Annotated in this window: 33 protein-coding genes and 1 tRNA gene; 8 read left to right on the top strand and 26 right to left on the bottom strand. The window is 31.1% G+C overall.

Translation table 11 applies throughout. The features are described from left to right. Positions 1-5: 5 nt before the first annotated feature. From A4F88_RS08550 to A4F88_RS25840, 11 genes are all read right to left on the bottom strand, one after another. Positions 6-1,031 carry an oxidoreductase gene (locus A4F88_RS08550; protein ID WP_068842142.1) on the bottom strand — a complete coding sequence of 342 codons (1,026 nt, stop codon included), beginning with the start codon at positions 1,029-1,031 and terminating at the stop codon, positions 6-8. After that, complete coding sequence (locus A4F88_RS08555; RefSeq protein ID WP_068842143.1) at positions 1,028-1,570, bottom strand: hypothetical protein; 543 nt, start codon at positions 1,568-1,570, stop codon at positions 1,028-1,030. Before A4F88_RS08555 ends, A4F88_RS08550 begins: the two co-directional genes overlap by 4 nt. A gap of 35 nt (positions 1,571-1,605) precedes the next feature. Beyond that, entirely contained in the window at positions 1,606-1,875 is a 270-nt protein-coding gene (locus tag A4F88_RS08560) for an Imm17 family immunity protein (RefSeq protein WP_068842144.1), read from the bottom strand. 151 nt (positions 1,876-2,026) lie between these two features. Then, a complete protein-coding gene (locus tag A4F88_RS08565) occupies positions 2,027-2,386 on the bottom strand; it encodes an MmcQ/YjbR family DNA-binding protein (RefSeq protein ID WP_068842145.1) in 360 nt (119 codons plus the stop codon). A 171-nt stretch (positions 2,387-2,557) separates the two neighbouring features. Continuing rightward, complete coding sequence (locus A4F88_RS08570; RefSeq protein WP_068842146.1) at positions 2,558-2,986, bottom strand: DUF2262 domain-containing protein; 429 nt, start codon at positions 2,984-2,986, stop codon at positions 2,558-2,560. Positions 2,987-3,143: 157 nt separating this feature from the next. After that, entirely contained in the window at positions 3,144-3,611 is a 468-nt protein-coding gene (locus A4F88_RS08575; protein ID WP_068842147.1) for a hypothetical protein, read from the bottom strand. 14 nt (positions 3,612-3,625) lie between these two features. Beyond that, positions 3,626-4,225, bottom strand: coding sequence for a hypothetical protein (locus A4F88_RS08580; RefSeq protein WP_068842342.1), 600 nt, complete (start codon positions 4,223-4,225; stop codon positions 3,626-3,628). Positions 4,226-4,376: 151 nt separating this feature from the next. Further along, on the bottom strand, positions 4,377-4,814 hold the full coding sequence (locus A4F88_RS08585) for a hypothetical protein (protein ID WP_068842148.1): 438 nt from the start codon (positions 4,812-4,814) through the stop codon (positions 4,377-4,379). After that, positions 4,811-5,263: a hypothetical protein gene (locus A4F88_RS08590; RefSeq protein WP_068842149.1), complete on the bottom strand. Its 453-nt coding sequence runs from the start codon at positions 5,261-5,263 to the stop codon at positions 4,811-4,813. The genes A4F88_RS08585 and A4F88_RS08590 overlap by 4 nt, the downstream gene beginning before the upstream one ends. Before the next feature lie 38 nt (positions 5,264-5,301). Beyond that, positions 5,302-6,483 (bottom strand): ankyrin repeat domain-containing protein, encoded by a 1,182-nt coding sequence (locus tag A4F88_RS08595; protein ID WP_068842150.1) that lies wholly within the window; start codon positions 6,481-6,483, stop codon positions 5,302-5,304. Between the two features lie 112 nt (positions 6,484-6,595). Then, complete coding sequence (locus tag A4F88_RS25840; RefSeq protein ID WP_262494449.1) at positions 6,596-6,730, bottom strand: hypothetical protein; 135 nt, start codon at positions 6,728-6,730, stop codon at positions 6,596-6,598. A gap of 225 nt (positions 6,731-6,955) precedes the next feature. Between A4F88_RS25840 and A4F88_RS25615 the strand changes: the two genes are divergently transcribed. Then, the gene (locus A4F88_RS25615; protein ID WP_167349258.1) at positions 6,956-7,132 is read left to right on the top strand and encodes a hypothetical protein; all 177 of its coding nucleotides are present in this window, start codon (positions 6,956-6,958) and stop codon (positions 7,130-7,132) included. 280 nt (positions 7,133-7,412) lie between these two features. On the opposite strand, the gene A4F88_RS08600 is transcribed toward A4F88_RS25615, so the two are convergent. After that, positions 7,413-8,057, bottom strand: a complete 645-nt coding sequence (locus tag A4F88_RS08600) for a hypothetical protein (protein ID WP_068842151.1) — start codon at positions 8,055-8,057, stop codon at positions 7,413-7,415. 145 nt (positions 8,058-8,202) lie between these two features. Then, complete coding sequence (locus tag A4F88_RS08605; protein ID WP_068842152.1) at positions 8,203-8,607, bottom strand: hypothetical protein; 405 nt, start codon at positions 8,605-8,607, stop codon at positions 8,203-8,205. A gap of 100 nt (positions 8,608-8,707) precedes the next feature. Between A4F88_RS08605 and A4F88_RS08610 the strand changes: the two genes are divergently transcribed. Continuing rightward, positions 8,708-8,941 (top strand): helix-turn-helix domain-containing protein, encoded by a 234-nt coding sequence (locus A4F88_RS08610; RefSeq protein WP_068842153.1) that lies wholly within the window; start codon positions 8,708-8,710, stop codon positions 8,939-8,941. A gap of 188 nt (positions 8,942-9,129) precedes the next feature. Here A4F88_RS08610 and A4F88_RS08615 read toward each other — a convergent pair whose 3' ends face one another. Then, positions 9,130-9,564 (bottom strand): JAB domain-containing protein, encoded by a 435-nt coding sequence (locus A4F88_RS08615; RefSeq protein ID WP_068842154.1) that lies wholly within the window; start codon positions 9,562-9,564, stop codon positions 9,130-9,132. 78 nt (positions 9,565-9,642) lie between these two features. Then, complete coding sequence (locus tag A4F88_RS08620; RefSeq protein WP_068842155.1) at positions 9,643-10,038, bottom strand: hypothetical protein; 396 nt, start codon at positions 10,036-10,038, stop codon at positions 9,643-9,645. A gap of 552 nt (positions 10,039-10,590) precedes the next feature. Here A4F88_RS08620 and gapS4a point away from each other — a divergent pair. Together gapS4a and gapS4b are read left to right on the top strand one after the other, a co-directional pair. Further along, on the top strand, positions 10,591-11,550 hold the full coding sequence (gene gapS4a / locus A4F88_RS08625; protein WP_068842156.1) for a GapS4a family protein: 960 nt from the start codon (positions 10,591-10,593) through the stop codon (positions 11,548-11,550). Beyond that, entirely contained in the window at positions 11,543-12,655 is a 1,113-nt protein-coding gene (gene gapS4b, locus A4F88_RS08630) for a GapS4b family protein (protein WP_068842157.1), read from the top strand. The genes gapS4a and gapS4b overlap by 8 nt, the downstream gene beginning before the upstream one ends. Positions 12,656-12,879: 224 nt before the next feature. Here the strand turns inward: gapS4b and A4F88_RS08635 are convergent, their stop codons facing one another. From A4F88_RS08635 to A4F88_RS08660, 6 genes are all read right to left on the bottom strand, one after another. Further along, positions 12,880-13,749, bottom strand: a complete 870-nt coding sequence (locus tag A4F88_RS08635) for an AAA family ATPase (RefSeq protein ID WP_068842158.1) — start codon at positions 13,747-13,749, stop codon at positions 12,880-12,882. Between the two features lie 36 nt (positions 13,750-13,785). Continuing rightward, positions 13,786-15,033: a site-specific integrase gene (locus tag A4F88_RS08640; RefSeq protein ID WP_068842159.1), complete on the bottom strand. Its 1,248-nt coding sequence runs from the start codon at positions 15,031-15,033 to the stop codon at positions 13,786-13,788. 60 nt (positions 15,034-15,093) lie between these two features. Beyond that, positions 15,094-15,987: a hypothetical protein gene (locus A4F88_RS08645; RefSeq protein WP_068842160.1), complete on the bottom strand. Its 894-nt coding sequence runs from the start codon at positions 15,985-15,987 to the stop codon at positions 15,094-15,096. Beyond that, positions 15,984-16,280: a helix-turn-helix domain-containing protein gene (locus A4F88_RS08650; protein WP_068842161.1), complete on the bottom strand. Its 297-nt coding sequence runs from the start codon at positions 16,278-16,280 to the stop codon at positions 15,984-15,986. The genes A4F88_RS08645 and A4F88_RS08650 overlap by 4 nt, the downstream gene beginning before the upstream one ends. A gap of 123 nt (positions 16,281-16,403) precedes the next feature. Beyond that, on the bottom strand, positions 16,404-17,288 hold the full coding sequence (locus tag A4F88_RS08655; protein WP_068842162.1) for a hypothetical protein: 885 nt from the start codon (positions 17,286-17,288) through the stop codon (positions 16,404-16,406). 114 nt (positions 17,289-17,402) lie between these two features. Next, positions 17,403-17,476 (bottom strand) — tRNA-Ala (locus A4F88_RS08660). Positions 17,477-17,584: 108 nt separating this feature from the next. On the opposite strand from A4F88_RS08660, the gene A4F88_RS08665 reads away from it, so the two are divergent. From A4F88_RS08665 to A4F88_RS08675, 4 genes are all read left to right on the top strand, one after another. Continuing rightward, a complete protein-coding gene (locus A4F88_RS08665) occupies positions 17,585-18,349 on the top strand; it encodes an enoyl-CoA hydratase/isomerase family protein (RefSeq protein WP_068842163.1) in 765 nt (254 codons plus the stop codon). Positions 18,350-18,353: 4 nt separating this feature from the next. Then, positions 18,354-18,530, top strand: coding sequence for a hypothetical protein (locus tag A4F88_RS25620; RefSeq protein ID WP_167349259.1), 177 nt, complete (start codon positions 18,354-18,356; stop codon positions 18,528-18,530). Positions 18,531-18,561: 31 nt separating this feature from the next. Next, positions 18,562-19,014, top strand: coding sequence for a 6-pyruvoyl trahydropterin synthase family protein (locus A4F88_RS08670; protein WP_068842164.1), 453 nt, complete (start codon positions 18,562-18,564; stop codon positions 19,012-19,014). Between the two features lie 136 nt (positions 19,015-19,150). Then, positions 19,151-19,894 carry a UDP-2,3-diacylglucosamine diphosphatase gene (locus A4F88_RS08675; protein ID WP_068842165.1) on the top strand — a complete coding sequence of 248 codons (744 nt, stop codon included), beginning with the start codon at positions 19,151-19,153 and terminating at the stop codon, positions 19,892-19,894. On the opposite strand, the gene A4F88_RS08680 is transcribed toward A4F88_RS08675, so the two are convergent. From A4F88_RS08680 to recJ, 5 genes are all read right to left on the bottom strand, one after another. Then, positions 19,895-21,106: a cytochrome c3 family protein gene (locus A4F88_RS08680; RefSeq protein ID WP_068842166.1), complete on the bottom strand. Its 1,212-nt coding sequence runs from the start codon at positions 21,104-21,106 to the stop codon at positions 19,895-19,897. 83 nt (positions 21,107-21,189) lie between these two features. Beyond that, on the bottom strand, positions 21,190-21,546 hold the full coding sequence (locus A4F88_RS08685; protein WP_068842167.1) for a hypothetical protein: 357 nt from the start codon (positions 21,544-21,546) through the stop codon (positions 21,190-21,192). A gap of 169 nt (positions 21,547-21,715) precedes the next feature. After that, positions 21,716-22,636, bottom strand: coding sequence for an alpha/beta hydrolase (locus A4F88_RS08690; protein ID WP_068842168.1), 921 nt, complete (start codon positions 22,634-22,636; stop codon positions 21,716-21,718). Then, on the bottom strand, positions 22,637-23,917 hold the full coding sequence (locus A4F88_RS08695) for an MFS transporter (RefSeq protein ID WP_068842169.1): 1,281 nt from the start codon (positions 23,915-23,917) through the stop codon (positions 22,637-22,639). It lies immediately after the preceding gene. Further along, positions 23,907-25,607, bottom strand: a complete 1,701-nt coding sequence (gene recJ / locus A4F88_RS08700; RefSeq protein ID WP_068842170.1) for a single-stranded-DNA-specific exonuclease RecJ — start codon at positions 25,605-25,607, stop codon at positions 23,907-23,909. Before recJ ends, A4F88_RS08695 begins: the two co-directional genes overlap by 11 nt. Between the last annotated feature and the right edge of the window lie 60 nt (positions 25,608-25,667).

The raw sequence follows: 25,667 nt of genomic DNA on the forward strand, positions 1-25,667 counted from the left end.
CCTTTTTAATGCCTGTTATCACATTGAAGAAAAATTTCTTCATTTGATTTGTCAATAACAGAAATTGACGGACAGCCAAAAGAAACATATTCGAAACCAAAAACAACAGGCGGTTTATTTTTAAAGAGTTTACCTGTCCACTGATTAATGGGTTCACTTGGATTTTCATAGTTTAAAAGTGAAGGTGAAGAACTTTCGCTTTCGGTTATCATTTTTTCAAGAATAATATCATTTGTTTTTGAGTCAACAACAAGCAAACGTCTGCCATAGATGTTTTTTTGGGCCGCAAAATAATCCTGTAGAAAATATTGCAGGCTGTCTGTTTCATAGCGATAGGCATTGCCTGCCTTTGTATTCTTTAAATAAGCAGTTATTTCTTTACTGATGGCTTTTTTGGGATAGGCTTTTGTATCAATTTTTTTCCATACTATTGGCTTTAACTGTTTTTGTGCAAAGGGATTTTCTTTACCAACATATACCAGGATATTATTGTAATAGTCACTAAAGCCTTTTAAATCACTTTTGTTAATTTCGAAACCAATCATATAGTTGTAATAATCATAAGGCCAATCCTGCTCTGACATGTAAGCGTTTATCATGGCACTGACATTTAGATTTTTTACAACAAACGAAGCCAGTTTGTTTTTTGAGTAATCGTACACAAATACGGAGTCAGTTTCGGCAATATTGGTTTTCGATAAAAATCTTTTTCGGTATTTTTTTTCTAATGTGAAATATTCGGATTTCTTTATTCCCATTTTTTTTATGTCGGGCAAAACCAATGTATCATTTTGGGTACTTAAAGAATAAATGTCCGAAAGAGAGGTAAAGGCTACAGCGTTGCTGTCTCTTGGCTCAAGTGTAAACAGGTTAATACTTTCTTTTCGCGGAGCTTCTTCATTCTCTATGGTGTCTGTGTTAACAATGGTATTTTTAGTTAAAGCCGGAGGAGCTTTTTTAACAGCATTTTTGTTGTTGCAGGCAAGCAGGAGTAAAAGGGCTGTACAACAGACATATATTTTTATTTTCATGGGGTCAGGTTTATATTTATTTTTCTTTGGCGTCTTGTAAACAGCATAAGTAAAGCATAATTAAAAAGTATTATGGCAAGACTTCCAAAAATGAGTGGAAACCAACTGTCGATACACAAAAGCATAATAATGCCCAAAAAAGTGAATACAACACCTATGACAGGATGCATAAAATACAGCCATTTTTTATAAACTATATTGTACTTCGTTTTTAAAATTCCCAGACAAAAAAAGGTTACTGTGAGTTGTATGAGTATAAAAGGCAAATACCAAAGCTTTGCATCGCCATTGTTTTGGATTTTATGATTTACTACAAAATCCTGAAATGCTAATTCTTCTTCTCTTTTATCAGGAGATAGTTCATGTAATGACAAATCCTGCATGCCTATAGGAGAGTAAAAAATTACTTTGAAGGATGGACGGTATTTTATAAAAAGAAAAGGTTCATAAAATTCATCATCACGGAAAAGCCCGACAAAAAGCCAGCTAATTATAAAGAAAACAATCCCTAAAGTTATATATTGATTTGGTCTTGTCATATTTTAAAGTTCAAATTCCAGTGATTTAATAACTGCTAATATACTAAAAGCCAAATAATACCGAGTCCTGTACAAATCAGGCTAAATAGTATTTTAAGAATTCGGGCAATTTTAAAACCAAATGTCTCTATAACCCATTGTGTGCCCCAGATAGTACCCGGCTTGTCCTCATAAACCCAGCTCCAGCGTTTAATGGCTCCAATAAAAAATACTATGCCCAACACAATAAATACCCAGCCAAACTGTGCCGGATTTTCTTTAAAAAAAGTATCAATGTTATTTGACAGGTATTCTATTTTGTTCATGATTGGTATAAAAACATGGTGAATTGTCTTTTTATGTTTGATTATATACTTTGAAAATAATGTTTTCGAATGTCGTAACTCTTTCTGTAAACGCCTTTTGTGAAGTCAGTAGATAGGATAAATTAAAAAACAATTGAAAATTAGATCAGTATTACTCCGTTCCCCAATACTCCAATTGTATTTTTTTAGGAAGCTTTTTGACCACTTCTTCTACAGAATGTTTGATCCAATGCTTTAACGTTTCATCGTTCATATCACGATTAGGCTCAATAGTATTCCAGAATTTTTTATTAAAATGCCATGCTGCTTTTACGCAGTTATAGGTGTCGCGTAAGTCGACAGCTTTTTCGGGGTCACATTTTACAGTGATTTTAAGTTCAGGATCGTTTAAAGGAATTACTGCAAACCATTTATCATATATTCTAAAAATAAGATATTCATCCTTAAAAGGCATATACTCTGTTGCATCTTTTATCGAAAGGCAATATTCCCGAAGTTCTTCTATATTCATTGTTTTTCATTTAAAGTTCAACGATTTTGTATTTTGAATATTTTTATTAAAGGGATACCATGAAGATTTTTTTATTTATGTGTTTGAAAACGATGAAGATAATGACTTAAAAATGACTTGCAAAATTTGTTAAAGAATCGATAATATGTTTGCTCTTAAAACTTTGATTGATCACCCAAACATGGTTGCATCGTCAAAATTTTCTCCATCAAACGATTGTGCAATTAAGGAGTGATTACCGAACATTCCGTTTTCAGAATAAAAAAAGTCAATGCAGGAATCTGACAAGAATGAAACACTTTTTAAAGTCAAATTTTTACTGAATGACTTTTCGTTTAGTTCGACTTCTCCTTCTTCTTCCTCTCTCCAATCTTCATTATAGCTGTTTAAATATTCTTCTATAATTTTTTGTCTTGCTTTTTTTTCATAAAAGTCAAAATTCCCCATTATTTTATTTGCCAATTCAATAGTTTTTTCAATTTCTACATCGTCAGGGTCAAGGGAAATTTTTATCTTTTGTTCATTAATTGTCACAATTGTTTGATAAGCATTTTCTATGTTAGGATTTACTTTTAAATTTTCTTTTGTAATTGTATACATGGCAATATGTTTTTTAGTAGTCTTCCTTTTGTCTAATAAAAATCTAAACTTCAATTTAGATTAAAAAATTTCGAAACACATAAAATTATAAAAAGTTAAACATGAAAATAGCTTGTAAAAGCTATAATTGTATCAAAATAGGTTTTAATGCAAAAGCCTATTCAAGAACAGAGTATTTATGCTTGTACTTTTTTGAAATATAGTTTGTAAAAAATACAGTGCTAACAGATAAAACCAAAATGGGGAAAATAGAAAAAGAAAAGGTGTAATAAAGTTCTTCATCAAAAGCATAGGTGCTCCAGGAAGATTCTCTGTCGACAAAGATGTTATAATTCCAGAAAAACCAAACAGAAATTAAGAATATGAGTTCAAGAACAACTTTTATGTATATGTTTTTAATGAAGGAAACCAGGATAAATACAATTGTTAAAAAAATGGTTGTCAATAATGAGATAAAAAAAGCATCTTCGAAAAACAGGCAATCAAGACAGCCGCTGGACATTTTTTCAGAAAGAGTTCCCATTGACCAGTAAATCTCGAAAATAGTAACTGCAAAAATTAATAACCCTAATAAGAAAGATTTTTTTAAAAGTTGGATTGCTTTGTTTTTAAAAGTCTGCTTCATTTTTTATAATAAACCTATTTATCCGTTTTTTCATTTTCAATATAATTCTCAACTATTTTTAAAAATTCATCTTTCGTTAAAAAGCGTTTAAAAAAGTCCTCTAACGTTCCTTCGTTTTCAATTTCACTAAAAAACACTTCGTGATCTGTTGAATAAACAGTTGGATTTTCGGGATTTGGATCTGTCAGACAAACAAAATAGTGATCCGGAAATCCATACGAATAACAAATACAGATAAAATCTAAGTCCTGACCAGTTACAACTTCTCTAATTTCACTTTCCTCTACAAGTCCGTCGAGTTCATCAAAGTCATCTGAACCTTCTTTAAAAGGGGTAAACAGAAAATTTCTATAAAAAGCCTGTCCGTATGGAATTTCATGGTCAGAAAAAAAGTGGTTCAGTAAGTTGTTGTAAAATTCTTGTTTGTCATCTAAATATAACTGACGGTTCTTTGAATAAAATTCATCAATTCCATACAATTCATCGTCGAAATCATTTGGGTATAACGGATGTTTAAATTCAATTGATTCGAGATCTTCCTGTAAAGAATTTCTTTTTACATTATCTATATTGCCTCCCAATCTTTGAATTTGCAGTACTATTTCGTGTTTCATTTTTTGGTTAAATTTACAGTTTTTTATTTTTCCAGCTGTTAGGCAGATAATACAATAAATTAGTAATACCACATGCTAAGGTTCATTTGTTAGGTGTGCATAAGCAAACATACTAAGACAATGTTTTTATTTGAACAATGGATAACAAATTTTAAAGTAAAGCAGATTTAATCTTTTTTACATCACGCTGAAAAACATTTAATTCTGTTATTGATATCACTTTGCCTGTTGCTTTTTCTTTAATTACAAAATCGTAATATGTTTTTCTTAATAAAAAAAATATTGGTCGTTCTTTAAACGGAAGATGTTTTTCCTGTATGACAAAATTGTATGCTGAAGATAAATATTCAGATTTACCAATAATTATTTTATCTGTTTCGATAACGCATTTATTATTTCGATAACTTGATATTATTAAAAGAGGCAATAGTATAAATCCAAATAAGCTAAAAGCACCAATATAAATTATGGAGTTTTGATTTAATACCAGTCCATAAACGAGATTGTAGAATGAACCAATTGTAATAGGTATTGCTAATATTGAATAAAAGATGACTATCGTTTTAGATAAGCAAATTGTTAGTTTCATGCTGATTGTTGTTTTATGGCTTTCTTTAATTCTTCAATGATATAAAATGGCGGAAGATTATTGACATTACGTATAAATCCACGATTTTTTTCAGACAAACCTAAAATGTCCAGTCTTTTAAGTTTCTTATTACTTTCATATTTTACAGCAATTATGTAAGTCCATCCCCAGTTTTTTCGATATTCGGGGATTAGGTACTTTATAGTCGATAAATCAATAGATTTTTCACTGCCAAAAGTTCTTTTATAAAAAAGTTTATTTCCGTCGACATAGGCTTTTACGGGATAAATAAATAGAAAAGCAATACAGGCAATTATAAAAAATCCAATGAATACAAGCCTTATTTCCTGTGTGTTAATGAAAAATATTCCTGTACTGATTATTATAAAAGGAAGTATTTTGTAGAGATAGAGAGCTTTTTGTCCTTTTCCCTGAAGTAAATCTGTCATGTTTTTTTGATTAAGGTTTAATATTTTGTTTTAGTGTATTAAGACATAGCAAGCAGAAGTTCAACAGTTTTGCGTTTGGCATGATCTAACAAGGCAAGCGTTGTAGGAGTTTGATTTTTGTTGTTTAATGCATTTGGGTCAGCGCCGGCATCTATAAGTAGTTTGGCTTTGCGATATACATTTTTTGCTGTTTCGCGATCGCCAGCCGTATATGATGTACAAACTTTATGTAACAAAGTGTCGCCATTATTATCTTTTGTATGTGCATCTATAAAACCTTTGTCTAAAACGAATTTCAAAACTTCCAGGGATTTATTTGCTAATAAAGAGATAGCTGATATAATTTCTCCATAATGTCCTGTGGCGGTTTGCGAAAAGCTCGCACCCATTTCTATCAGTTTAGAAAGTAGTTGCAAGTCTGAATTGTTGCCCTTGAAACGTTTCATAAAAGCAATAAAAGAGGTCTCGCCATAATGGTTAACCATTTCAAAATCCGGCACTGCATATTTTTTCATTAAGTCAAATGCTTCGTTGCGATCACCATAAGATATGACATAATAAAATGCAGAACATTTGTAATTATCAGTTTCATTGGGATCTGCACCATAATCCATCAATGTTTTTATATACTGGTAGTTCCTTTTTTTTATGGCATAAATTAAAGTTGTTTCGCCGTCGTTATTTTTTTGATTGATATTAATACCGGCTTCAATCAACAAAACAAACCATACTAGTTTGGTTTCTTCAATTATAACATGCCAATAACTATCAATAATTTGATGAAGATAACCTGAGTTTGTGTTGTCTTTGTAGTTAATATTGCATCCTGCATGTATAAGCAGCGATATAAATTCTGGTGCTAACCCGCTACTAAACCCGTGAGACAGTAAGGTTTTGCCTTTTATTTCCTTGTTTATGTTTTTTGTGTTTGAAACCAGATACCTAAAAAAGGCTATGTTTTTTTCGTTTGCCGGAGTATTGTAATCAAAGGCTGAGTAAATTGTATCTGTAAAAGTGTTGTATTTAGATAAATCCAATTCAAAATTACTACTGCCAAACAGGGCATAAGCCAAATTGCCCGCACCTTCATTTATCAGGCATTGTATAGGATGTAATAAATTTTCATGTAAAGACCATTCGCCCTGAAAATCATATCCCTGTATCAGATAATCGTGTAAAGCCTGAGCATCTAAAAAGTCTAGTGTACCTATTGTAAACATAAAATCTCTTTTTGAGTTTATTAGTTAAAATCATATATGATGTAGGTATAATGTCATATTGAAAAATGAATGTTGAAGTTTTTATTATTAGAAAAGGGGCTAAAATCTTATATTAATTTGCTAAAACAGTATATCCAAGTTCCCAATTATTTAATTGTTCGGTTTTTAAATTGATTTGTCCATATAATGAGATTCTTAGTAAAAATGAAAAAGCAACAAAAAATAGTACTGAAATGTTTTTATTCATGTGAAAAATATTTGAATTTAAAATCTTCGCGCATAAAAATAGAATTACTACAGTTTTTAAAGGTCTTGTAAAAGCTATAATTGTATTAAAATAAGCCAGAATAGGAGTTTACGAAGGAATGTAAAGTGTTAATCTGGCTGGCTCTGAATTCTTAAAATACGATGCTTAACATTTTGGTAATGTGTTGAATAGTTTAAAACTTTATTTTTATTTAAAATTAGAACTATGGAAATTAACTGGATTGTAATAGGAGTTGTAGCATTGTTAGTCGTTATTTTGGTTGTGTTAACGATTAGAAAAAACCAAAAAGAAAAAAAGAAACTAACAGACTTGCTGAATAATGATTTTAAAAAGGCTGAAAAAGACAGGGTTGATGCTGAAGATTCTGCAAATGAAAGATAGTCAGAAAACTTTGTTGAAGAAAAACACAAAACCCTTGTAAAACTAAATTTACAAGGGTTTTGTTTTGTGGAGAATACCGGATTCGAACCGGTCACCCCTTGCCTGCCAGGCATGAATAAAAATTTATCTTTTGTTTAGAGATGATTGTTTTTTATAGTAAAACCAGTTGTTTGACATTTTCTGTTTTTCATCTATTTGCTTTTGTTTTCTCTTTATTTTAATAATGTTTGACCTATGTTTAACCTATGTTTAGCTTGAATAATTGCATTGATTGAAAGTTTTATTTCATAAACAATTCTGCAATTTCTTTATCTTTAAACATGCCCTCAAATAATTTTTTCATAGCTTCTGGCATATAAGTCTTATATGAGCCTGCACCAAATGCAACATTGCCACCTAACTTTTCTTTACCATCAATTGATTTGTATTTTAATAAAGTACCATCCTTATCATAAATATATAAGTTTATTTTATAGTATAAAAATTGAATCATGTAGCCATCAGTATTTAGTTGATCAAATACTAGTAAAACCTTTTTATCTCCTTGTAAGCTTAGTAATTGTGATTTTATTGTTTTTTCATCTTCTTGCCATTTGGTTGACAGGCTATTTACTTTTATATCATATCTGTCTAATGAGTTAACTATATTGTTTGTTAAGTCTAGTATTAAACTGTTTTTACTTTCTGTTCCTATTGGGTAAGCTATCCCAACATTACTTCTCATGTATCCAACAAAATCTGGTTTTCTTGATCCATCAATCACAGCTTCTCTATGATCTAAAAGAGCTAAGTCTATATTCTTGGTTTTAATATCAAATAAATCTAATTTAAGGTCATTATATTTCACTTTCCTTCCTACTGCACAACTAGTTAGTAGAATACAGCTAAATACAACTAGCCCTGCTTTTTTCATTTTTTTCATCATTGTTACGTTTTGAATTCTATTTATATAAATTGATTTTGTTATATGTTGATAATATATGGAATCCTCTTTTTTGAAATCTTAAAAATATCTACAGTACCAGGAGCCAAAATAGGATAATGTGGAAATTGATATGAAGAGTAGATTATTAGAACCATAATCTAAAAATTACTAACTCACTAGGTTTACTTCTATTCCAACCTCTTGAATGTCCATATGCAAAGGCTGGCTTGCCTCTAATGAAAGTAATTTCAATTTCAGAATTTGTACCTCTTGTTAATGGTGGAGCAAAGGTCTTAACCTCATTACCATTTTTATCTGTGCTTTTTGCAATCTCTAATTTATATATTAAAACAGTTTCTTTGTTAGGAAGATCTATTTCAAGACTGCCATCAGGAATGAGAGTAACAGAATCAATAAATGCATTTTCAGTTGTCTGACTCCAAGTATTATTTTGAATATCAATTAAAACTTCTGTTTTTGATACATCATACTTTTGACAGTAAACAGTAATACTTATTAATAACATTGCAAGTGTAGTTACATATTTCATTCTAAAAAGGTTTTAGTTAGTTACAAATATACACAGTATCATATTTGATAACAATAAATTTATCAAATATCACAACTTTTGATTTTATAATAATTAAAGGTTGAATAAAAAGGATTTTCAAATAGCATTAGGTCAAAGAATAAGACAGTTGAGAGAAGATAGAAATATTTCTCAGACTGAATTAGGAATCTTGTGCAATATTGAGAGGACTAATATGAGCAGAATTGAAACAGGTAATACAAACCCTTCAAGCTACTTACTCTATGTGATTTCTGAAAAACTAGATGTAAAAGCATCAGAATTACTCAATTTTAATTTAACTTCAGAAAAATAAAAAGCTATTAATATTAATCTTTAGTTTATTTAAGTTTAAAGGTTTAATAAAAAAAATTAATATTTTAAATACCTATACATGCTCAAATTTCTAAAACACCAGGAATTGAAAAGTATTCTTTAAAATAAAAAAGTTACACTTTTTCCTTTATTGCAATATAGCATTATGAAAAAATGCAACTTTTCTTTTTACATAAAACCATCTTGAACAAAACTAAAAAAGCTAATTCTACTAATAATAAAGTGATCTATTAAAGGGATATCTAATAAGTCACAAGCATCCTTTAATCTCCTGGTAATTTTTTTATCTGCCTCACTTGGCATAAGATTTCCACTTGGATGGTTATGTGCTAGGATAATACCTGAAGCATTACACTTTAGAGCAATACCTAAAACAATTCTAATATCAACAATAGTTCCTGAAGTCCCTCCTTTTGAGAGTTCATAAATACCCAGAACAAAATTTGCTCTATTAAGTAAAATAACTTTACATTCTTCTTGAAATTCTATAATATCTGTATTCCATTGAGATAAAATAAATTCAAAGGTTTGCCTGCAATTGGTTAGTTTTATTTTTTCTGTCTGATTAGTTGAATAACTAACATTTATTTCTGCTACTTCCATAAAATTAGTTTTTGGAAAAGAAAACCTGCTCTATGTTGAAAATCAATTCAACACAAAGCAGATTATTTCTATATTTCATTAAGCATGTTCTAGTTCAAGTTTTCCATTCTTTGAAAAAACATTCTGATTAGGTTTGAAATCCTCATAACTGGGTTCTTGTGGTCTTTTTACCTCTAGTATTTCTTGTGTATACACATATCTGTGTGACATCATAATAACCTCACCTGATTCTTTATTTATATACTCATAAGGATCACATTCTTCTTTTATGATTTGCCCTTGCATTTGAGTTCCTATAAGGGCTTTACAAGTCACCTCATCAAAGGTTGCTGGAATAAAAGCTTTCTTTGCTGTAGCATAAAAATTGCCAGTAACTTTGCTTTGAATCATTTCAATACCACCTTGAGCTTCTAAAACAAAAAAAACTTTCCCTTCTTCTGTTTGTCTTTCTTTAAAATTAATAATTGTTACCATTTTTGAGTTTTTGAATTGAGTTTTCTAAATAGATATTATTACTATGCTTTAAAATTTCAACTATCACCTTGAATTTTGCACTTACTGTTTGAATATCATTTTAGCACAATGATTATCATTGCTCCAAATTAGTGAGGGTTTTTAGAGTAGTTGACTTTGTAAAGTATTTTAAAAATGAGCAATTCAAGCTATATATTTCAATAGAGTTAGTTAATAAATAATTGTACCAGGAACAAAAATGATTTCCATTTTCACAAATTGTACCCATTCCAAAACTTATCTCAACTTTACAATCAACAATTAAAAAGATTAGCTATGAAAATTAGATTGAATATATTTCTTTAGCATTATATTAATCGTGGAGCAAAAAAGCCATTACATATAAATTGGGGCGGGATAGCTAGATATCTGAATGAGCCAGTGCTACTTATTAGGGGTAGATTGAGCTCTTGAAATTTTATAAATTTTTTTTTACAAAAAAAAATTACCTTTAGGCTCATAATTAAAACAAATAACACACTAGAGAAATAAATTTATTAGAACTATTTTATAATGGGAGGAGAAACATCAAAAAGAAGTGGAGAACACGGAGAAGAAATTGTAGAAAAATTTTTAAGGGAAATTATTGGATACTCTAATATTCAAACTGGTAAGAAATTAGAATGTGTCTACAAACAAAAACATGCCATAGCTACTTCAGGTAGTAGATTAACTCATGGTATTGATGCTTTAATTTATGGCAAAAACAATTTAAAAGACAATAATTTAGAAATTGGTATTATTTCAATCAAACACACAATTGATAAATATCCAACCCTTACAACATTTGATGCAAAATTTCAAGAGTATTTCAAGGAATTAGTCTACACTATTAGCTGTTTTAAAAAACATACATTAAATTCTGAAATAAACCAATCTAATATTGCTGAAGGTGTGACTAGTTCTGATTATGTTGGAATATTATTTTGGCTATCTAATAAAGACAGGAATAATGATGATGAATGGAACATTAGAAAAAGAATAACTGCCAAAGCTACAAGTATTGATAACGAAGTTTATGATAAAATTTTGATAGTTGACAATGATATTTTTGGTTTTCTGTATGAAAATATTTTAACTATAAAACAAACTTATGAGAAGGTAGATTTTATATATCCTAAAACAGGATTTAATATTTCAAGTAACAACCTTGGTTATGGACAAAAACTTCCATTATTATATTTAAATTCTAATATAATACCTTTAAGAATTGAAGATAAATCCAAAAAACATTTATACCTGCTAATTAAAGATGATTTAACAGAAGAAAGCTTTATTAGCTTGATAAATCTAGCAAAAAACTTAAACACTCTTCAAACAACAGATAACACTATTTTTTCATTTCCAAATTATAATAAATTTGAACATGAGCAAATTGTAGAAAAAGTACTTGCTCTAAATAATATAGACGAGAATTTTAGAAGCCAAATAAAAATTGTGAAACATAAAATTGACTTTAGAAATAATGAATAATATACTTCCAAATGGTACAGAACTAAGGGATCTACTCTCTGATTCTGTTTTAACAACAAATCACATACATAGATTACTAAGGGATAAAGGTATTATAGCTCAGAATTCTGATAAAAACTCAGCTTTTCCAATATACATGTCACTATTACTTTCTCCCCAAGAGTTTAATTATTTATCTGAAAAAAACAGTGAAAAAGAAGAAAAGGAGAAAGTTGCATCTGTGGTTATTCCAATAGATGAAAATATTGAATTAGCAGATTTTTGTATAGACTTAAATATTCATGAAATTTTGAGTAATAAGCTTACTTATAAACCAACTTATGAAGTAATTGGTAGTCCAATCTTAGTTATCAATAATGATGAAATTGATTATGAAATAAGACTTAAGTCAACTTCTAATATTAAAGGATGGTCAAGCAGAGAGTCTTACCATAATGCCTCTCTTAATTTTAAAAAAGAAAAAGACAAATTAATTGTAACAAAAATCCACACCTCAAAAGATTCAGAAAAAGTACTTAATTTTGCTTTAGACAACTATGAAGAGCAATTAAATAATAAGGGTTACACTAGAAAGGGTAAAAAAATAGACAGAATTTTATTTAATGATTTTACTAATGAAAATAGGTTCAGTTTTTTCTATTCATTTGCAAAAGATTTTAAAAATGTCCTAGAATTTGAGGAGATTACTGACATAGATATACTTCCAGATTATGAGGACAGCAAGGCATTACCAGAGTCATTGAAAGATTTTTTAGAAAACGTTAATACTCTAAATCTAAAAGGAAAAAAATTGCAAGGACATATATTTATAACTCAAAAAGAAAATCACAATTTCATACAATTAAAATCAATAAAATTCAAATATAAATTGAGCAAATTAGGTTGTGATGGAAACTGTGTTATTGAATTTGAATTTCCTGACAAGAAGAATATGGACATTTCTGAATTTCAATTTAATATTTCAAATTTATCAATTAATAAAGAAGATAGAGAAAAAGTAACCCTTAGGACAATTACAAAAAAAATTAATGGTGTTTTGAATAGTCATAAATTAGATAACTATGAGCTGTACCAAAGTAAAAACATTGAGGAACTTCAATCTTAATACTATTTAAAAATATTCCAATAACAAACCCAACCCCTAAATTAAGAGGTTGGGTTCTTCTCAACTCAAACCCAATAGCAATCTCCATTACCAACTAGTACTTTTGCTTGTCAATTTTGTTTAAATTGAAGTAGTAACATTTTCATATTGAGAGGTACCAGGAACCTGAATATATTATTTTGCTTTACTGGCATTACCTATTTGTCTCCTGGTTTTATTTTAGTTCAATTGTGGTAAGTAGTACTTCCATTAATATTCAATGTTTTAGGGTTCAATAATAGTTCTTTTGGGCTAATAACATCTTTTTGAAGTTTGAAATCATACTCTAATAATTCCCTCCAATTACTGTATTGGTTATAGAGAGCTTTCAACTCTTCAACAGTTTTAGTAGTTCTGATTTTCTCTCTTGCATCTTGCAAATTAGTTCCACTATTGCACCATTCCAAAATCTTTTTGCCAGTCTGAGAATTTATTACAAATTTAGGTTTACCCATAAACAAGCCTGTTCTGTCCTTACTTGATACTGCAAAATGATTGATGTCAATTTCAAAGACTAAAGTAAATTCATAATCTAAATCATTTCTTTGAATAGCCTTTAGTCCAACTTTTTCAGGAATAAACTTTCCATCTTTTTGATTCAAAACATAATCTTGTTTTGTTCTCATAGTTGCTATAATGTGAGTATCTACCTGTAAAATTTTATCAATGAAAGCATTTTGTCTTGGTGTTACTTTTGCCCAATTGGTAAATGAGTTACCTGCTAATGAACTATGATAGTTAAGCAATTCTTCCCAAGCCTGAGAAATTGAATCTATAACAATAACTTCCATTCCTGCTTTTTCACATACTTCAATAGCTTTAATATAATTTTCTGGTGTAAATGGTGGTTTGAGTGAGAGTACATTATATTGCCCTAAATGGGCATATAAATCAGCACTACCATTTTCACTGTCTATGACTGCTACTTTACTAAAGTCTCCATTTGCTAGACCTTGAGCAAGTAATAAAGCACTCATACTTTTCCCACCTCCTGAAGGAGACTGTAAAGCCATTTTTATTTTAGCTTTTCTTCTTTCTGATTGTCTTAGTTGCATAATTTATAAGATTAATGTTTAATAAAAAAAGACTTGCTAAACAGCAAATCTTAATTGGTTGTAATTTTCTAAAGGTTCTTGAAGCAATTTTTCATTTGCATCATCAATAATATCATTGTCAAAATCTTTTAAATACACAGTTGTAATGCCAACATCTCTATGTCCCATTGACTGACTTATTATATCTGTGGAAATTCCTTTCTCTTTTAAATTTGTGGCAAAACTATGCCTTGCTACATAACTTGTTATAGGTTTGTTTATTCCAACTGCTAGTGCAATGTCTTTTAAATCTTTGTTGAATTTTTTTAGTTTAGCAGTTTTTCTATTATCAATTTGAGTAGGTGTTAATCCTTCTTTTAGTAGGATAGGAAAGATATAGTCAGTAGATTTTTGAAGACTTTTATAATAACTAAGGATTTCTTCTACTGGTTTTAAAATCTTAACTGCAAATTTTCCTTTAGTTTTAGAACGTATATATACTATTTTATCACCTTCAATATTAGACCACCTAAGTTTCATAATGTCATGAAAATTCATGCCTCTTGAGTAATATGAAAAAACAAATAGCTTTTTAGCTTCTACCAAATGAGGATATTTATTTTCATTTAATTCTTCAATCAATTTAATTTCTGATCTCATTAAAGCTCTTTTATTATTGCTTTTTTTTAGTTTTGAAATTTTATAGGCTTTAAAGGGGTAGTGCTTATTGTCTACTAATTCATTTCTAATAGCATCATTATAGACAGCTCTTAATTGTCTCATTTTAACACTAATGCCACCATCTTCATTTTTATTGGCTCTTAAATAAGTTTCATATTTGTCAAGTAAAGGAGGTGTAATGTCTTTGAAAAGCATTTGTTTATTTTGTGAGAACTTAAAAAATGACTTTTTAGTTTCATTATACGCCTTTGCATTTCCTATCCTTCCTGCTTGTGTCAAATCATTAATCTTGTTGTTCCAAAAATCAACAACACTTACATTGTTCCCAGATTTACCTCTGAATTTTTCCTCAAATTGAGTTAGTGTAAAGTCAATTCCTTCAAGATTAAAATCATCAATTATTTTTAATGCTTTTACTTTTATGTTAAGGAGTACCCTATTTCTTTGCAAATAGTTTGTGTGATTCTTTTTAAATTGACCAGTAGCTTCATCCCAGTCTTTTCTTAAGCATTCCATATTTAATGAAATTACTTTTGGCTTTCTATCTTTTATTATTCTTAACACTATAGGAAACAATCCTTCTTTAGTTATTTTATCTCTTAATATAATTTTAATGCTTGCCATGATATTTTTGATTTAGTTTGACAAATTCCAACAATAGGAAGAATGGAATTTGTCATTTTTTTAGTTAGTAATTAAGTGATTGAATTGTGTTATCAATTGATTTCTCAAGTAGTTCTTTTCCTTTAAAAGATTATGCTTTTTCAATAGTGATAAATATTTGTTTTTGTGAGTCATCTTTTTCTGTCTTTTATTTTGAGATGTAAGTTGCTCCCAAAATGAAAAACTTGAATACATATTTAATTTCTCAAAATCCTCTAAGCCTGTTACTTCAAATGAAAAGTCATCAACAATTAATAATTCCTCAAATCGATTTAACGAATAATGAAATAGCTTATTCAATTTCTCCTTGTTTTTTAAATCATTAATATTAAATACACCAAGCTTATTAAACTCTTTCTGACTTATAAACTTAATTTCAAACCTTAAAATGTTCTTGTCTTTAATACCATACTGTTTAGCTTTATCATAAATCTTAATGATGTAATTGTAGTGTTCAAACATCAGTAAATAGCCATTGCCTTTAAACTTTTTTACAGCTGAATGCCTTTCAAGCTTGTGCATTAGAATACTTTTAGATATTAAGTCTTTTGCTTCTACTGGTATTCTAATATTTAAACCAAATTCTAATTGAGTTAGTTTTGTTGTAGTAATGTCAATTATCTTATCTTTTAAATAATCAACTGTTGAACATAATTGAGAATAATTAAAATCATTGTGGTTGTGTCCATCTCCTTCTAATAATAAGTTATTAAGCTTATGCATAGAGTTCTTCACATAACCACTTGTTTCATTGACAGCTATCTCCATGTTTTCAAGATTTGTTTTATATGGATACAATATTTCTGTTGAATTCATTTCCAATACAGAATAAATTTTCGGGAATAATTCTGGCTTAAGAATAGATGTCTCTAGCCTTCTCTTATCACTATAGTGAACTCTTATAAAATCAATCATGACTTTAATTTTTGAGTTCGACTTAAGTAAGAGCCTACTTCATTATCAAGTTCAGCAATTGAATTTGATTTACTGCTTAATACCCAATTTTCAAGTTCTGATTTTTTGAAATATATTTTCTTGCCACCAGGATTATAAAAAGGGATTTCCTTTTTGCTAGTCATCTTGTAAAGTGCAGACTTTGATAAATTCAAGTATTCTGCCCCCTCATCAAGAGTTAAAATTTCTTTACTTAGAGCATATTGTTTTTTTAACAATGCTTCTATTTCTAATATTTTTTGGAATAAGTCCATAACTTAAATGTTATGGATATGCGCATATCCTTGTTAATAATAGAACAAAGAAAAGCAACAAAAAACCCTTTGTTTTCAAAGTGTAACAAAGGGTTAAGTCAAAGTGTAAGGTATTGTGTAAGGTTATTTCAAATACTCCTTTTTTAGATTTGAAATGTATTTGTCTATTCTGGATTTTTCTATATCTATCTTATCTTTACCCCTAGACAAAGAGACATAAATATCATTGCCTTTAAAAGGCTTGTTTTGCTTGTTTAAGAAAACTTTGCTTAGTTCAACTTTAGTATGATTAAATTCATAGAAAAATGGTTTTAAAGATTCTAAAAAATATCCTGCAACATAATTATTGCAAAAAAATCTAATCTTATTTTCTAATAGTTCTGGGTTTGATGAAGTGAAAGCATTTATAAAATCAATCTCCTTGATTTCAGAATCATCAATTATATTTAATGTATATGCCATTTCATATAGACTAATATAAAATGAATACTTTAAATCTTTATCTCTGAAAAATGTAATGTCAGTTTCTTTTATTAAATACTTAAAAACATTATGATATTCTATTAAGGTTGGAAATCTGTCTTTTATAAGAATTATGATTTCAATCAATTTCTTTTCTACTAGATTAATATCAGCATCTTCCAGCTTTATGACTCTCTTTAAAAGAAGCTCAATGTCATCATTAATACCTTTTAAATAAGCAACATTATTAACAACTCCTGGTTTTTTTAAAATTTCTGACTCTATATTTTTGTAAATTGATTTATTTTCAAAAGTCATTAGTTTGTCCAAAAAATCTTCTATCTTAATAATATCAATTACAAAAATTGGATTTGTACCATTATCATCAACCATTTCCTCCTTCATGTAATAATTATACTCTTGAATGTAGGAATACCCATTTTTTTGAAAAGTTGAATTTCTATTAAAGGATTCTCTTACTGATTGTATACTATTTACAAAAAGCATATTAAAATAAAATGAAAGTAATGTATTTGGTGAATTCATAAAACTTTTTTTAATAACTCATAAACACAAAGAAAGTACAAATGTTTGACCTATGTTTAACCTAGTGAAATAAAAAAAGGCTCTACATTGCTGTAAAGCCTTAATTTTAGTGAGTGGAGAATACGAGATTCGAACTCGTCACCCCTTGCCTGCCAGGCAAGTACTCTAGCCAAATGAGCTAATCCCCCAAATCGTTAGCAAATAAAGTCAATTAATTTTCAAAAAACAAATTTCAAATAGCGTTCGGGTGAAATTATTTTTCAAAAACGTAACTTTACAATCAAATCTATTTTTTTATGAGTTCAGAAAATCAGAAAGGTTCTTTACAGACTATTTTTAATCATAATGTCGCAACGGTTCAATTTGGTCATCCTGCGAGTAATTCTTTTCCGCGTGAATTGTTAAATCGTCTAACTGCCGAAATCAATTCTTTAAGTCTTAATGAAACAGTCTCTGTTATTGTTTTGCAAAGCGAAGGCGCTAAAGTTTTTTGTTCCGGTGCTTCGTTTGATGAGCTTTTGCAGGTAGAAAATGAAAAACAGGGAGCAGAATTTTTTTCCGGTTTTGCCCATTTGATTAATGCCATGCGCAATTGTTCTAAACTAATTATTGGTCGTGTTCAGGGCAAAGCTGTTGGAGGAGGAGTTGGTATTATTGCAGCCTGCGATTATGTTTTGGCTACACCGGAAAGTGCCGTAAAATTATCTGAACTAGCCATTGGTATTGGTCCGTTTGTGATTGAACCGGCTGTTTCCCGTAAAATAGGAAAAGCTGCAATGGCCGAAATGACTTTGGCAGCACACGAATGGAAACCGGCAGAATGGGCTTTAGAAAACAAACTTTTTTCTGCACTTCATCAGGCAGACAAACTGGATGAAGCTGTTGTAGATTTTGCACAAAAATTAAGTTCCTATAATCCGGAAGCGTTATTCGAAATGAAGAAAATTATCTGGGAAGGAACTGAACATTGGGAATCGTTACTGATAGAGCGTGCAGCAATTACCGGAAAATTAGTCCTGTCTGATTTTTCCAGAAATGCCTTAAGACAATTTAAAAAATAAGAAAATGAATATTGCTTTATTTCTTCAGCAAGTAGATGTTGCAGAGAAAATTAAAAATGCTCCTGATAGCGGTTATCAGATTGGAGTGGTCATTGGATCGTTTATTCCGTTCATAGTTTTGATCGGAATTGCATACTGGATGTATAACAAAGCTAAAAAAAGAAATGAAAACGGTTATTAATTTGTAAATTTGCAACCTAAAATTCAAATCGATGAGTAATATCAGAATTACAAAACAATTTAGTTTCGAAACCGGGCATGCTTTATACGGTTACGACGGAAAATGCAAAAACGTTCACGGGCACAGTTATAAATTATCGGTAACAGTTATTGGTTCACCAATCACAGACCGATCGAATGTGAAATTCGGAATGGTAATCGATTTTTCTGATCTGAAGAAAATTGTAAAAGAAGAAATCGTCGATCAGTTTGATCATGCTACAGTTTTTAACGAAACAACACCACATATCGAATTGGCAAATGAATTAAAAAACCGTGGTCATCATGTAATTTTAGTCGATTATCAGCCTACCAGCGAAAATATGGTAGTTGATTTTGCTGATAGAATCAGAGCACGTTTGCCTAAAGAAATTTCTCTATTCTCTCTTAAACTTCAGGAAACAGAATCTTCGTTTGCCGAATGGTACGCGTCTGATAATTTGTAAAAAGTCGAAAGTCGAAAGTCAAAAGTCGAAAGTCAAAAGTCGAAAGTCGAAAGTCGAAAGTCAAAAGTTTTTATCTTAATATCTAAAAATCTAAGAAATCTAGTAATCTAAGAAGTCCAACAATCTAATAATCTAAATGAAAAAAGTATATTTTGCTTCTGATCAGCATTTTGGTGCACCAACTCCTGAATTGAGTTTGCCTCGCGAACAGAAATTTGTGGCCTGGTTAGATGTTGTAAAACAAGATGCCGAAGCTATTTTTCTATTGGGAGATTTGTTCGATTTTTGGTTTGAATACAAAACAGTAGTACCAAAGGGTTTTGTACGTGTATTAGGAAAACTGGCAGAAATCAGAGATAGCGGAATCCCGATTTATTTTTTTGTAGGGAACCATGATTTGTGGATGAACGATTATTTTGAAACCGAACTGAATATTCCGGTATATCATGATAATAAGGAATTTACTTTTAACGGAAAAACGTTTTTAATTGGACACGGTGACGGAAAAGGCCCCGGAGATAAAGGTTATAAACGAATGAAAAAGGTATTTACAAATCCGTTTTCAAAATGGCTTTTCCGTTGGCTGCACCCTGATGTCGGCGTAAGTCTGGCGCAATATTTATCGGTTAAAAACAAATTGATTTCAGGCGATGAAGATGTGAAGTTTTTAGGTGAAGAAAACGAATGGCTGGTTTTGTATGCCAAACGTAAACTAGAAACCAAACATTACAATTACTTTATTTTTGGGCATCGTCATTTACCGATGATTATTCCTGTTGGAGAAGATGCTAATTATGTAAATCTGGGTGACTGGATTGGCTATTTTACTTACGGTGTTTTTGACGGAGAAACTTTTGAACTTCAAAAATTCGAACAATAATTACTTTTTATTGTTAGCGTAAATTCCAATTTTATGCGTTCTCAAAATGTAATTTGATTTTTGTTTACTGCCTGAAAGCTGAAAAGTGATGGCATTTGACATTTGTTTTGGCATATGGCATGCTACACAATTATTGGCCAATAGACTTCCGGACATTGTTTTTAAGGTTGTAGCATTATGCTGAATGCCCTGATGACAACTCATGCATATTTTAGAATAGCCAGCAAGATTTTGAGAAGCATTGGCATGCGGATTATGACAAGTCATGCAATCCATTGTGGTGCTTTTTTTGAAACATTTACTTTGAGATAATAATCCTAACTGATTTCCGTGAACATCATAATGAATGCTGTCATTTGATCCCGGAACTCCTCTAAAATAATCAAGTAAATTATCTCCCGGTTTAAATTGAAAACGTGATTTTATTTTTAATTTATCATTTCCGGAATGGCAAATTGCACAGGCATCCAGTTTTTGCTGTCTGTTGAGGTTTTTAAAGGAAGTAATATTTTGTGCTATTTTTAAATCAGGAAATTTCAAATGCTTCTGAACGTGTTGTTTGGCAGGACCATGACAACGTTCGCAGTCGATTCCGTAAACCAACGTTTTCGGATTCATAAAATCCTCTACTTCCTGATTTAGAAAATTAATACTGTCTGAACTGGTTGTAATATATCTGCTGGCAATATTAGAACTATGACAGCCATAACATTCTTTTTCAATTTTTCTTTCAAAATTTACTTTTGATGCCGAATAGCCCGGACTGGTTGCCCAGCTATTTAATGATTTATAATACGAAACAGGTAATTCGTAAGTATAATGATTCCTCCAAAAAGCGCTTGTTTGGGCATGTTTAGTCCCAAAAAGTACTTCAAACGGATGTCTTTCAACTTCTTTTCCGTTTTTGTAAAGCACCTGATATAAACTGTCGTTACGTTCTTCCATAACGAGTTTGGTGGCTTTATCATAAACAAAAGTATTCTGACCATTTGTAAAATGACCTAAAATATTTTCTTTGGTGGCGGGAGAAGTGGCTTTGAAATGAGAACTGTGAAAAGCCGATTCAGATTGTGCCTGATGACATTGAATACAGCTTTGAGAACCTGCATAATCAGTTCCGCGTGGATCAATGTAATTGTCAGATTCGTTTTTACAACTGCTGAGAAAAGCGATCAAAACAACAACAGCAAAAAGAATGCGTGTTTTTTTCATTGCTGTAAATATACTTTTTTTTGTGTAAAACCAAAATATATTTCAATAATGAAAATATGTTGTTAAAATATTTAGAATGTTTCTTAGTTTAAGCCAACTCCGTAAACATATTCATCAAGTTCAATTCTGAATAATGAACCTTCAACTAAGTCTTTAATCGATTTTAGTTCTTTTATAGAAACTGCTAAATCAATAGCGGCGCAAGGTGTTTTCAGTAAAAATTTATGACATGAATTTTGTAATTCGCAAGCTTCACAACACGCATTTTCGATCATGCTGTCTTCTATTAAATCACAAAAATGATTAAGCTCCTGAATCGTAAAATAGAAACCGGTTTCCTTAAAAACCAATTGTACCTTATCTGTTATAGTTTCATTTTCCTTTTTCCAGTAAAAAGCAATTCCGAAGTTGTTGTGATATAACTGTTCTATTTCTCTCATTACAGATCCTTTTATTTCACAAATATAAATATTATTTATATTAATTCTAAATAAAAAAGTCTTAAAAATTTTGAAAAAGATAGAATATCAGGTCAATGATATAAGTTCATTTAGTCATGAGATATGCAGTGATTTAAATTTACTTATATCACTTATAGGATTTAGAATTTCAATGAAGCCATTTTTTCATATAAGCCAGAAACTGTTTTTGCTGGTCTGCAAAAAGGTAATGCGAACAATTATCTAAAAGCGCAAAGTGAGTTTGACCTGCTAAAATCTTAATCGAGTTGATCTGGTCGTTTGAAAAAATACCATCTTCCTTTCCGTAAATGGCATAAATAGAAACACCTTTAGATTTTATCTTTTTTAAAGCTGATCGGGTATCTATGTTATTTTGCGTTTCGTTTTGATAAAAAAGCAACGGGGCATTTTTGTTTCGGATATTGGTTTTGTAAAAAATACCTGAATCATAATCTGCGTATAGCTTTTTTGATTCTTCTGTTGGGTTTGGTATTTTAAAGAAATTATTTTCTCCGGCAAGTTCAAAACATTCTTTTCGATATGCTGCAGAGTTTTTATTAAGATTTTCTATAAGAGTAACTTTGTCGAGCATGACTAAATCATTCTTTTTAGTGTATATTTTCCTGACCGAATCGAGAATGTGATTGTATGTTTCCTGCTGAGAAAACAAAGCACCTGCTAATACCAGTGCACTAACATTCTGAGGGTATTTCTCTGTATAAAGTGTTGCAACCAAACCACCAAAACTATGAGCAAGAAGTACGGCTTTCTTTAAATTGTATTTTTTGTAAATAGTATTTAAATCCTGAAAAGCTTCTGCATAAGTAAATTTTGCGTCAGGATCTGCAGATCTTCCTTCGCCTCTTCGGTCATAAGTAATGACATAAAAACCTGAATCAGCTAATTTTTGAGCTGTGGTACCTTCAAACAAAGTTGAGTTTCCGCTTGGACCTCCGTGAATAAAGATAATTGGTTTGTTCTTCTCGTTTCCATACGTTTTGATATAGAGATTTTGCCCATTTACGAAAAGGGATATTATCAAAAATAAAGCAAGAAAAGCTGATTTCATTTATTCTAATTTTTGATGATCTTCCATATCTCTGTGAAGGTCTAAATTCCTAAAAGTAGGCGATTTTAATGCTGTTACTACAACGGTCAAAAGCGTCACACTTCCTCCAAAAACAACAGACGTTACAGCTCCCATCAATTTTGCAGTCGCACCGCTTTCAAAAGCACCTAATTCATTAGAAGATCCAACGAAAATTGAATTTACAGCTCCAACGCGTCCGCGCATATGGTCTGGAGTTTTAAGTTGTAAAATCGTTTGACGGATAACTACAGAAATTCCGTCAGCCAATCCGCTTAAAAATAAAGCGAAAACAGAAAGCCAGAAATAAGTTGAAAGACCAAATAAAATGATCGATAATCCGAAAACAAATATGGCAACCAAAAGTTTCTTCCCAGCATTTTTATATAAAGGCACGTAAGCTGAAACGAGCATGGTAATAAAAGATCCAACGGCAGGAGCGGCTCTTAATATTCCAAATCCTTCTGAACCAACTTTTAAGATGTCCTGAGCAAAAACAGGCAATAAGGCAACGGCGCCTCCAAAAAGTACTGCAATCATGTCAAGCGATAATGCGCCTAAAACAACTTGGTTTTTAAATACAAAAGTTAAACCTTCAGTCAAACTATCTTTTAACGATTCTCCAATTTTTGGATTTACGATTGGTTTTTTGCTGATTTGTGATAAGGCAATTAGCGCAAGAATGGAGAATCCGAAAACCATGCACATTGACCAGTGAACGCCAATCCAGTTAATGGAAAATCCAGCTAGTGCCGGTCCCATTACCGCTCCGATCTGCCAAACTGAACTGCTCCAGGTAGAAGCATTTGGGTATACTTTTTTAGGAATAATAAGCGATTGAAGAGAGAAAGTAGTTGGTCCAAGAAAAGCTCTGACTAATCCACCCAAAAAGACTAAAGCGTAAATGGAATATAAAACAACAGTTTGAGATAAATCACCAACAACTTTTGGCCAAGTCAATAAAAACAATCCAAAACTAATTACAGAAAATCCCAGAATACATTTTACCAATAATCCTTTCTTTTCACTTTTGTCAACAATATGTCCTGCAAATAATGCCATTCCTACTGCCGGAATAACTTCCATCAAACCAATAATTCCTAACGAAAGGGGGTTTTTAGTTAAACTATAAACTTCCCATTCGATCACGATAAACTGCATTGCCCAGGCAAAAACCATGCAAAAACGCAGTAATAAATATACATTGAATTCTCTATAACGAAGTGCCTGATACGGATCTGGCTTGGTTGATTTATCTGTCATTTGTTCTGATGTCTTTCAGCATAAGCTGCGTTGAAATATTTCCGTTCCACTCGTTTTCAGCCAGGGAATATGCCAGCTGAAAAGGATTTTGATTTTTTACAATATTTATTTTTTTTCCAAGACCAAAACCTATTGCAGCAATTCCGTCTGAGTTATTTTGTTTTACAAAAAGCCTCAAATGCTCATCTTCTCCGCCTAAAGTTTTAGCATAACCTGTGTCCCTGGCATCTTTGGTCATAAAAACAGGTGTCATATTTAAAGGTCCGAAAGGCTCAAATTGTTTTAAAATCCGAATGAGTTTTGGCGTGATATCAGAGAAGCAAATTTCGGCATCAACCTCAATTTCCGGTGTACGCATTTCGGGTAAAATGGTTGTTTCAACCTGTTTTTCAAACGCTTCCTTAAAAGCGTTGTAATTTTCGGCTTTTAGCGTCATTCCGGCTGCATACATATGTCCTCCAAATTGTTCGAGATGTTCCGAGCAGGCATCAAGTGCATTATAAACATCGAATCCTTTTACAGATCTTGCTGAAGCTGCATATTTATCACCGCTTTTAGTAAAAACCAAAGTTGGGCGGTAATAGGTTTCGATAAGTCTTGAAGCCACAATCCCGATAACGCCTTTGTGCCAGTCTTCCTGAAAAACAACTGTCGAAAAGCGATCTTGTTCGTTATTGGATATAATTTGCTGAAAAGCTTCTTTGGTAATTTGTTTGTCGAGATCTTTTCGGTCAGAATTGTATTGTTCGATTTCAGATGCAAACTGTTGTGCTTGTTCAAAATTAAATTCCGTCAGCAATTCAACAGCATGATTGCCATGTTTAATTCGTCCCGCAGCATTGATTCTTGGAGAAACGATAAAAACAACATCTGTAATATCCAGTGTTTTCTTTTTTACCTGATGTACCAGCGCTTTGATTCCCGGTCTTGGATTACTGTTTATGACCTGTAATCCAAAATAAGCCAAGACTCTGTTCTCGCCGGTTATGGGTACAATATCAGCCGCAATGGCCGTAGCAACCAAATCCAGATACGGAATCAGGTCCTGAATCGTTTCGCCCCAGTTTTTTCCCAGAGCCTGAATTAATTTAAAACCAACACCGCAACCGCACAATTCATCATAAGGATATAAGCAATCTTCTCTTTTTGGATCTAAAATCGCAACCGCTTCCGGTAGAAATTCTCCCGGTCTGTGGTGGTCGCAAATAATAAAATCAATGTTTTTTTCTTTCGCGTAAGCAATATGGTCGATCGATTTAATTCCGCAGTCTAAAGCGATAATTAAAGAAAAACCGTTGTCATCGGCAAAGTCAATTCCTTTAAACGAAATGCCGTAACCTTCGAGATAACGATCCGGAATGTAAGTGGCAATATTAGGATAATGTGATTTTAAATATGCCGAAACCAAAGAAACAGCCGTTGTTCCGTCAACATCATAATCGCCAAAAACCAGAATGTTTTCCTGATTTTCAATCGCCAGTTCAATTCGGGCAACCGCTTTGTCCATATCTTTCATAAGATAAGGATCATGAAGATGTTCTAATGACGGGCGAAAGAAGTTTTTTGCCTCATCAAAAGTTTCAATACCACGCTGAATCAAGAGCGTTGCTACAAAATCTTCTACATTTAAGGCTTGTGCCAGATGTTTGATTTTATCTTCAGAAGGTTTTGTTTTTATAGTCCAACGCATGAGTTGATTTTAGATTTTTGATTGTTGATTAACGATTTTTGATTTGCTATAGAGGATCTT

Source organism: Flavobacterium chilense (assembly GCF_001602525.1).
Classification (GTDB): domain Bacteria; phylum Bacteroidota; class Bacteroidia; order Flavobacteriales; family Flavobacteriaceae; genus Flavobacterium; species Flavobacterium chilense.

Coding starts and splice junctions, on each gene's coding strand:
- A4F88_RS08550 (WP_068842142.1), bottom strand. CDS start 1,031: ATGAAAATAAAAATATATGTCTGTTGTACAGCCCTTTTACTCCTGCTT.
- A4F88_RS08555 (WP_068842143.1), bottom strand. CDS start 1,570: ATGACAAGACCAAATCAATATATAACTTTAGGGATTGTTTTCTTTATA.
- A4F88_RS08560 (WP_068842144.1), bottom strand. CDS start 1,875: ATGAACAAAATAGAATACCTGTCAAATAACATTGATACTTTTTTTAAA.
- A4F88_RS08565 (WP_068842145.1), bottom strand. CDS start 2,386: ATGAATATAGAAGAACTTCGGGAATATTGCCTTTCGATAAAAGATGCA.
- A4F88_RS08570 (WP_068842146.1), bottom strand. CDS start 2,986: ATGTATACAATTACAAAAGAAAATTTAAAAGTAAATCCTAACATAGAA.
- A4F88_RS08575 (WP_068842147.1), bottom strand. CDS start 3,611: ATGAAGCAGACTTTTAAAAACAAAGCAATCCAACTTTTAAAAAAATCT.
- A4F88_RS08580 (WP_068842342.1), bottom strand. CDS start 4,225: ATGAAACACGAAATAGTACTGCAAATTCAAAGATTGGGAGGCAATATA.
- A4F88_RS08585 (WP_068842148.1), bottom strand. CDS start 4,814: ATGAAACTAACAATTTGCTTATCTAAAACGATAGTCATCTTTTATTCA.
- A4F88_RS08590 (WP_068842149.1), bottom strand. CDS start 5,263: ATGACAGATTTACTTCAGGGAAAAGGACAAAAAGCTCTCTATCTCTAC.
- A4F88_RS08595 (WP_068842150.1), bottom strand. CDS start 6,483: ATGTTTACAATAGGTACACTAGACTTTTTAGATGCTCAGGCTTTACAC.
- A4F88_RS25840 (WP_262494449.1), bottom strand. CDS start 6,730: ATGAATAAAAACATTTCAGTACTATTTTTTGTTGCTTTTTCATTTTTA.
- A4F88_RS25615 (WP_167349258.1), top strand. CDS start 6,956: ATGGAAATTAACTGGATTGTAATAGGAGTTGTAGCATTGTTAGTCGTT.
- A4F88_RS08600 (WP_068842151.1), bottom strand. CDS start 8,057: ATGATGAAAAAAATGAAAAAAGCAGGGCTAGTTGTATTTAGCTGTATT.
- A4F88_RS08605 (WP_068842152.1), bottom strand. CDS start 8,607: ATGAAATATGTAACTACACTTGCAATGTTATTAATAAGTATTACTGTT.
- A4F88_RS08615 (WP_068842154.1), bottom strand. CDS start 9,564: ATGGAAGTAGCAGAAATAAATGTTAGTTATTCAACTAATCAGACAGAA.
- A4F88_RS08620 (WP_068842155.1), bottom strand. CDS start 10,038: ATGGTAACAATTATTAATTTTAAAGAAAGACAAACAGAAGAAGGGAAA.
- gapS4a (WP_068842156.1), top strand. CDS start 10,591: ATGGGAGGAGAAACATCAAAAAGAAGTGGAGAACACGGAGAAGAAATT.
- gapS4b (WP_068842157.1), top strand. CDS start 11,543: ATGAATAATATACTTCCAAATGGTACAGAACTAAGGGATCTACTCTCT.
- A4F88_RS08635 (WP_068842158.1), bottom strand. CDS start 13,749: ATGCAACTAAGACAATCAGAAAGAAGAAAAGCTAAAATAAAAATGGCT.
- A4F88_RS08640 (WP_068842159.1), bottom strand. CDS start 15,033: ATGGCAAGCATTAAAATTATATTAAGAGATAAAATAACTAAAGAAGGA.
- A4F88_RS08645 (WP_068842160.1), bottom strand. CDS start 15,987: ATGATTGATTTTATAAGAGTTCACTATAGTGATAAGAGAAGGCTAGAG.
- A4F88_RS08650 (WP_068842161.1), bottom strand. CDS start 16,280: ATGGACTTATTCCAAAAAATATTAGAAATAGAAGCATTGTTAAAAAAA.
- A4F88_RS08655 (WP_068842162.1), bottom strand. CDS start 17,288: ATGAATTCACCAAATACATTACTTTCATTTTATTTTAATATGCTTTTT.
- A4F88_RS08665 (WP_068842163.1), top strand. CDS start 17,585: ATGAGTTCAGAAAATCAGAAAGGTTCTTTACAGACTATTTTTAATCAT.
- A4F88_RS25620 (WP_167349259.1), top strand. CDS start 18,354: ATGAATATTGCTTTATTTCTTCAGCAAGTAGATGTTGCAGAGAAAATT.
- A4F88_RS08670 (WP_068842164.1), top strand. CDS start 18,562: ATGAGTAATATCAGAATTACAAAACAATTTAGTTTCGAAACCGGGCAT.
- A4F88_RS08675 (WP_068842165.1), top strand. CDS start 19,151: ATGAAAAAAGTATATTTTGCTTCTGATCAGCATTTTGGTGCACCAACT.
- A4F88_RS08680 (WP_068842166.1), bottom strand. CDS start 21,106: ATGAAAAAAACACGCATTCTTTTTGCTGTTGTTGTTTTGATCGCTTTT.
- A4F88_RS08685 (WP_068842167.1), bottom strand. CDS start 21,546: ATGAGAGAAATAGAACAGTTATATCACAACAACTTCGGAATTGCTTTT.
- A4F88_RS08690 (WP_068842168.1), bottom strand. CDS start 22,636: ATGAAATCAGCTTTTCTTGCTTTATTTTTGATAATATCCCTTTTCGTA.
- A4F88_RS08695 (WP_068842169.1), bottom strand. CDS start 23,917: ATGACAGATAAATCAACCAAGCCAGATCCGTATCAGGCACTTCGTTAT.
- recJ (WP_068842170.1), bottom strand. CDS start 25,607: ATGCGTTGGACTATAAAAACAAAACCTTCTGAAGATAAAATCAAACAT.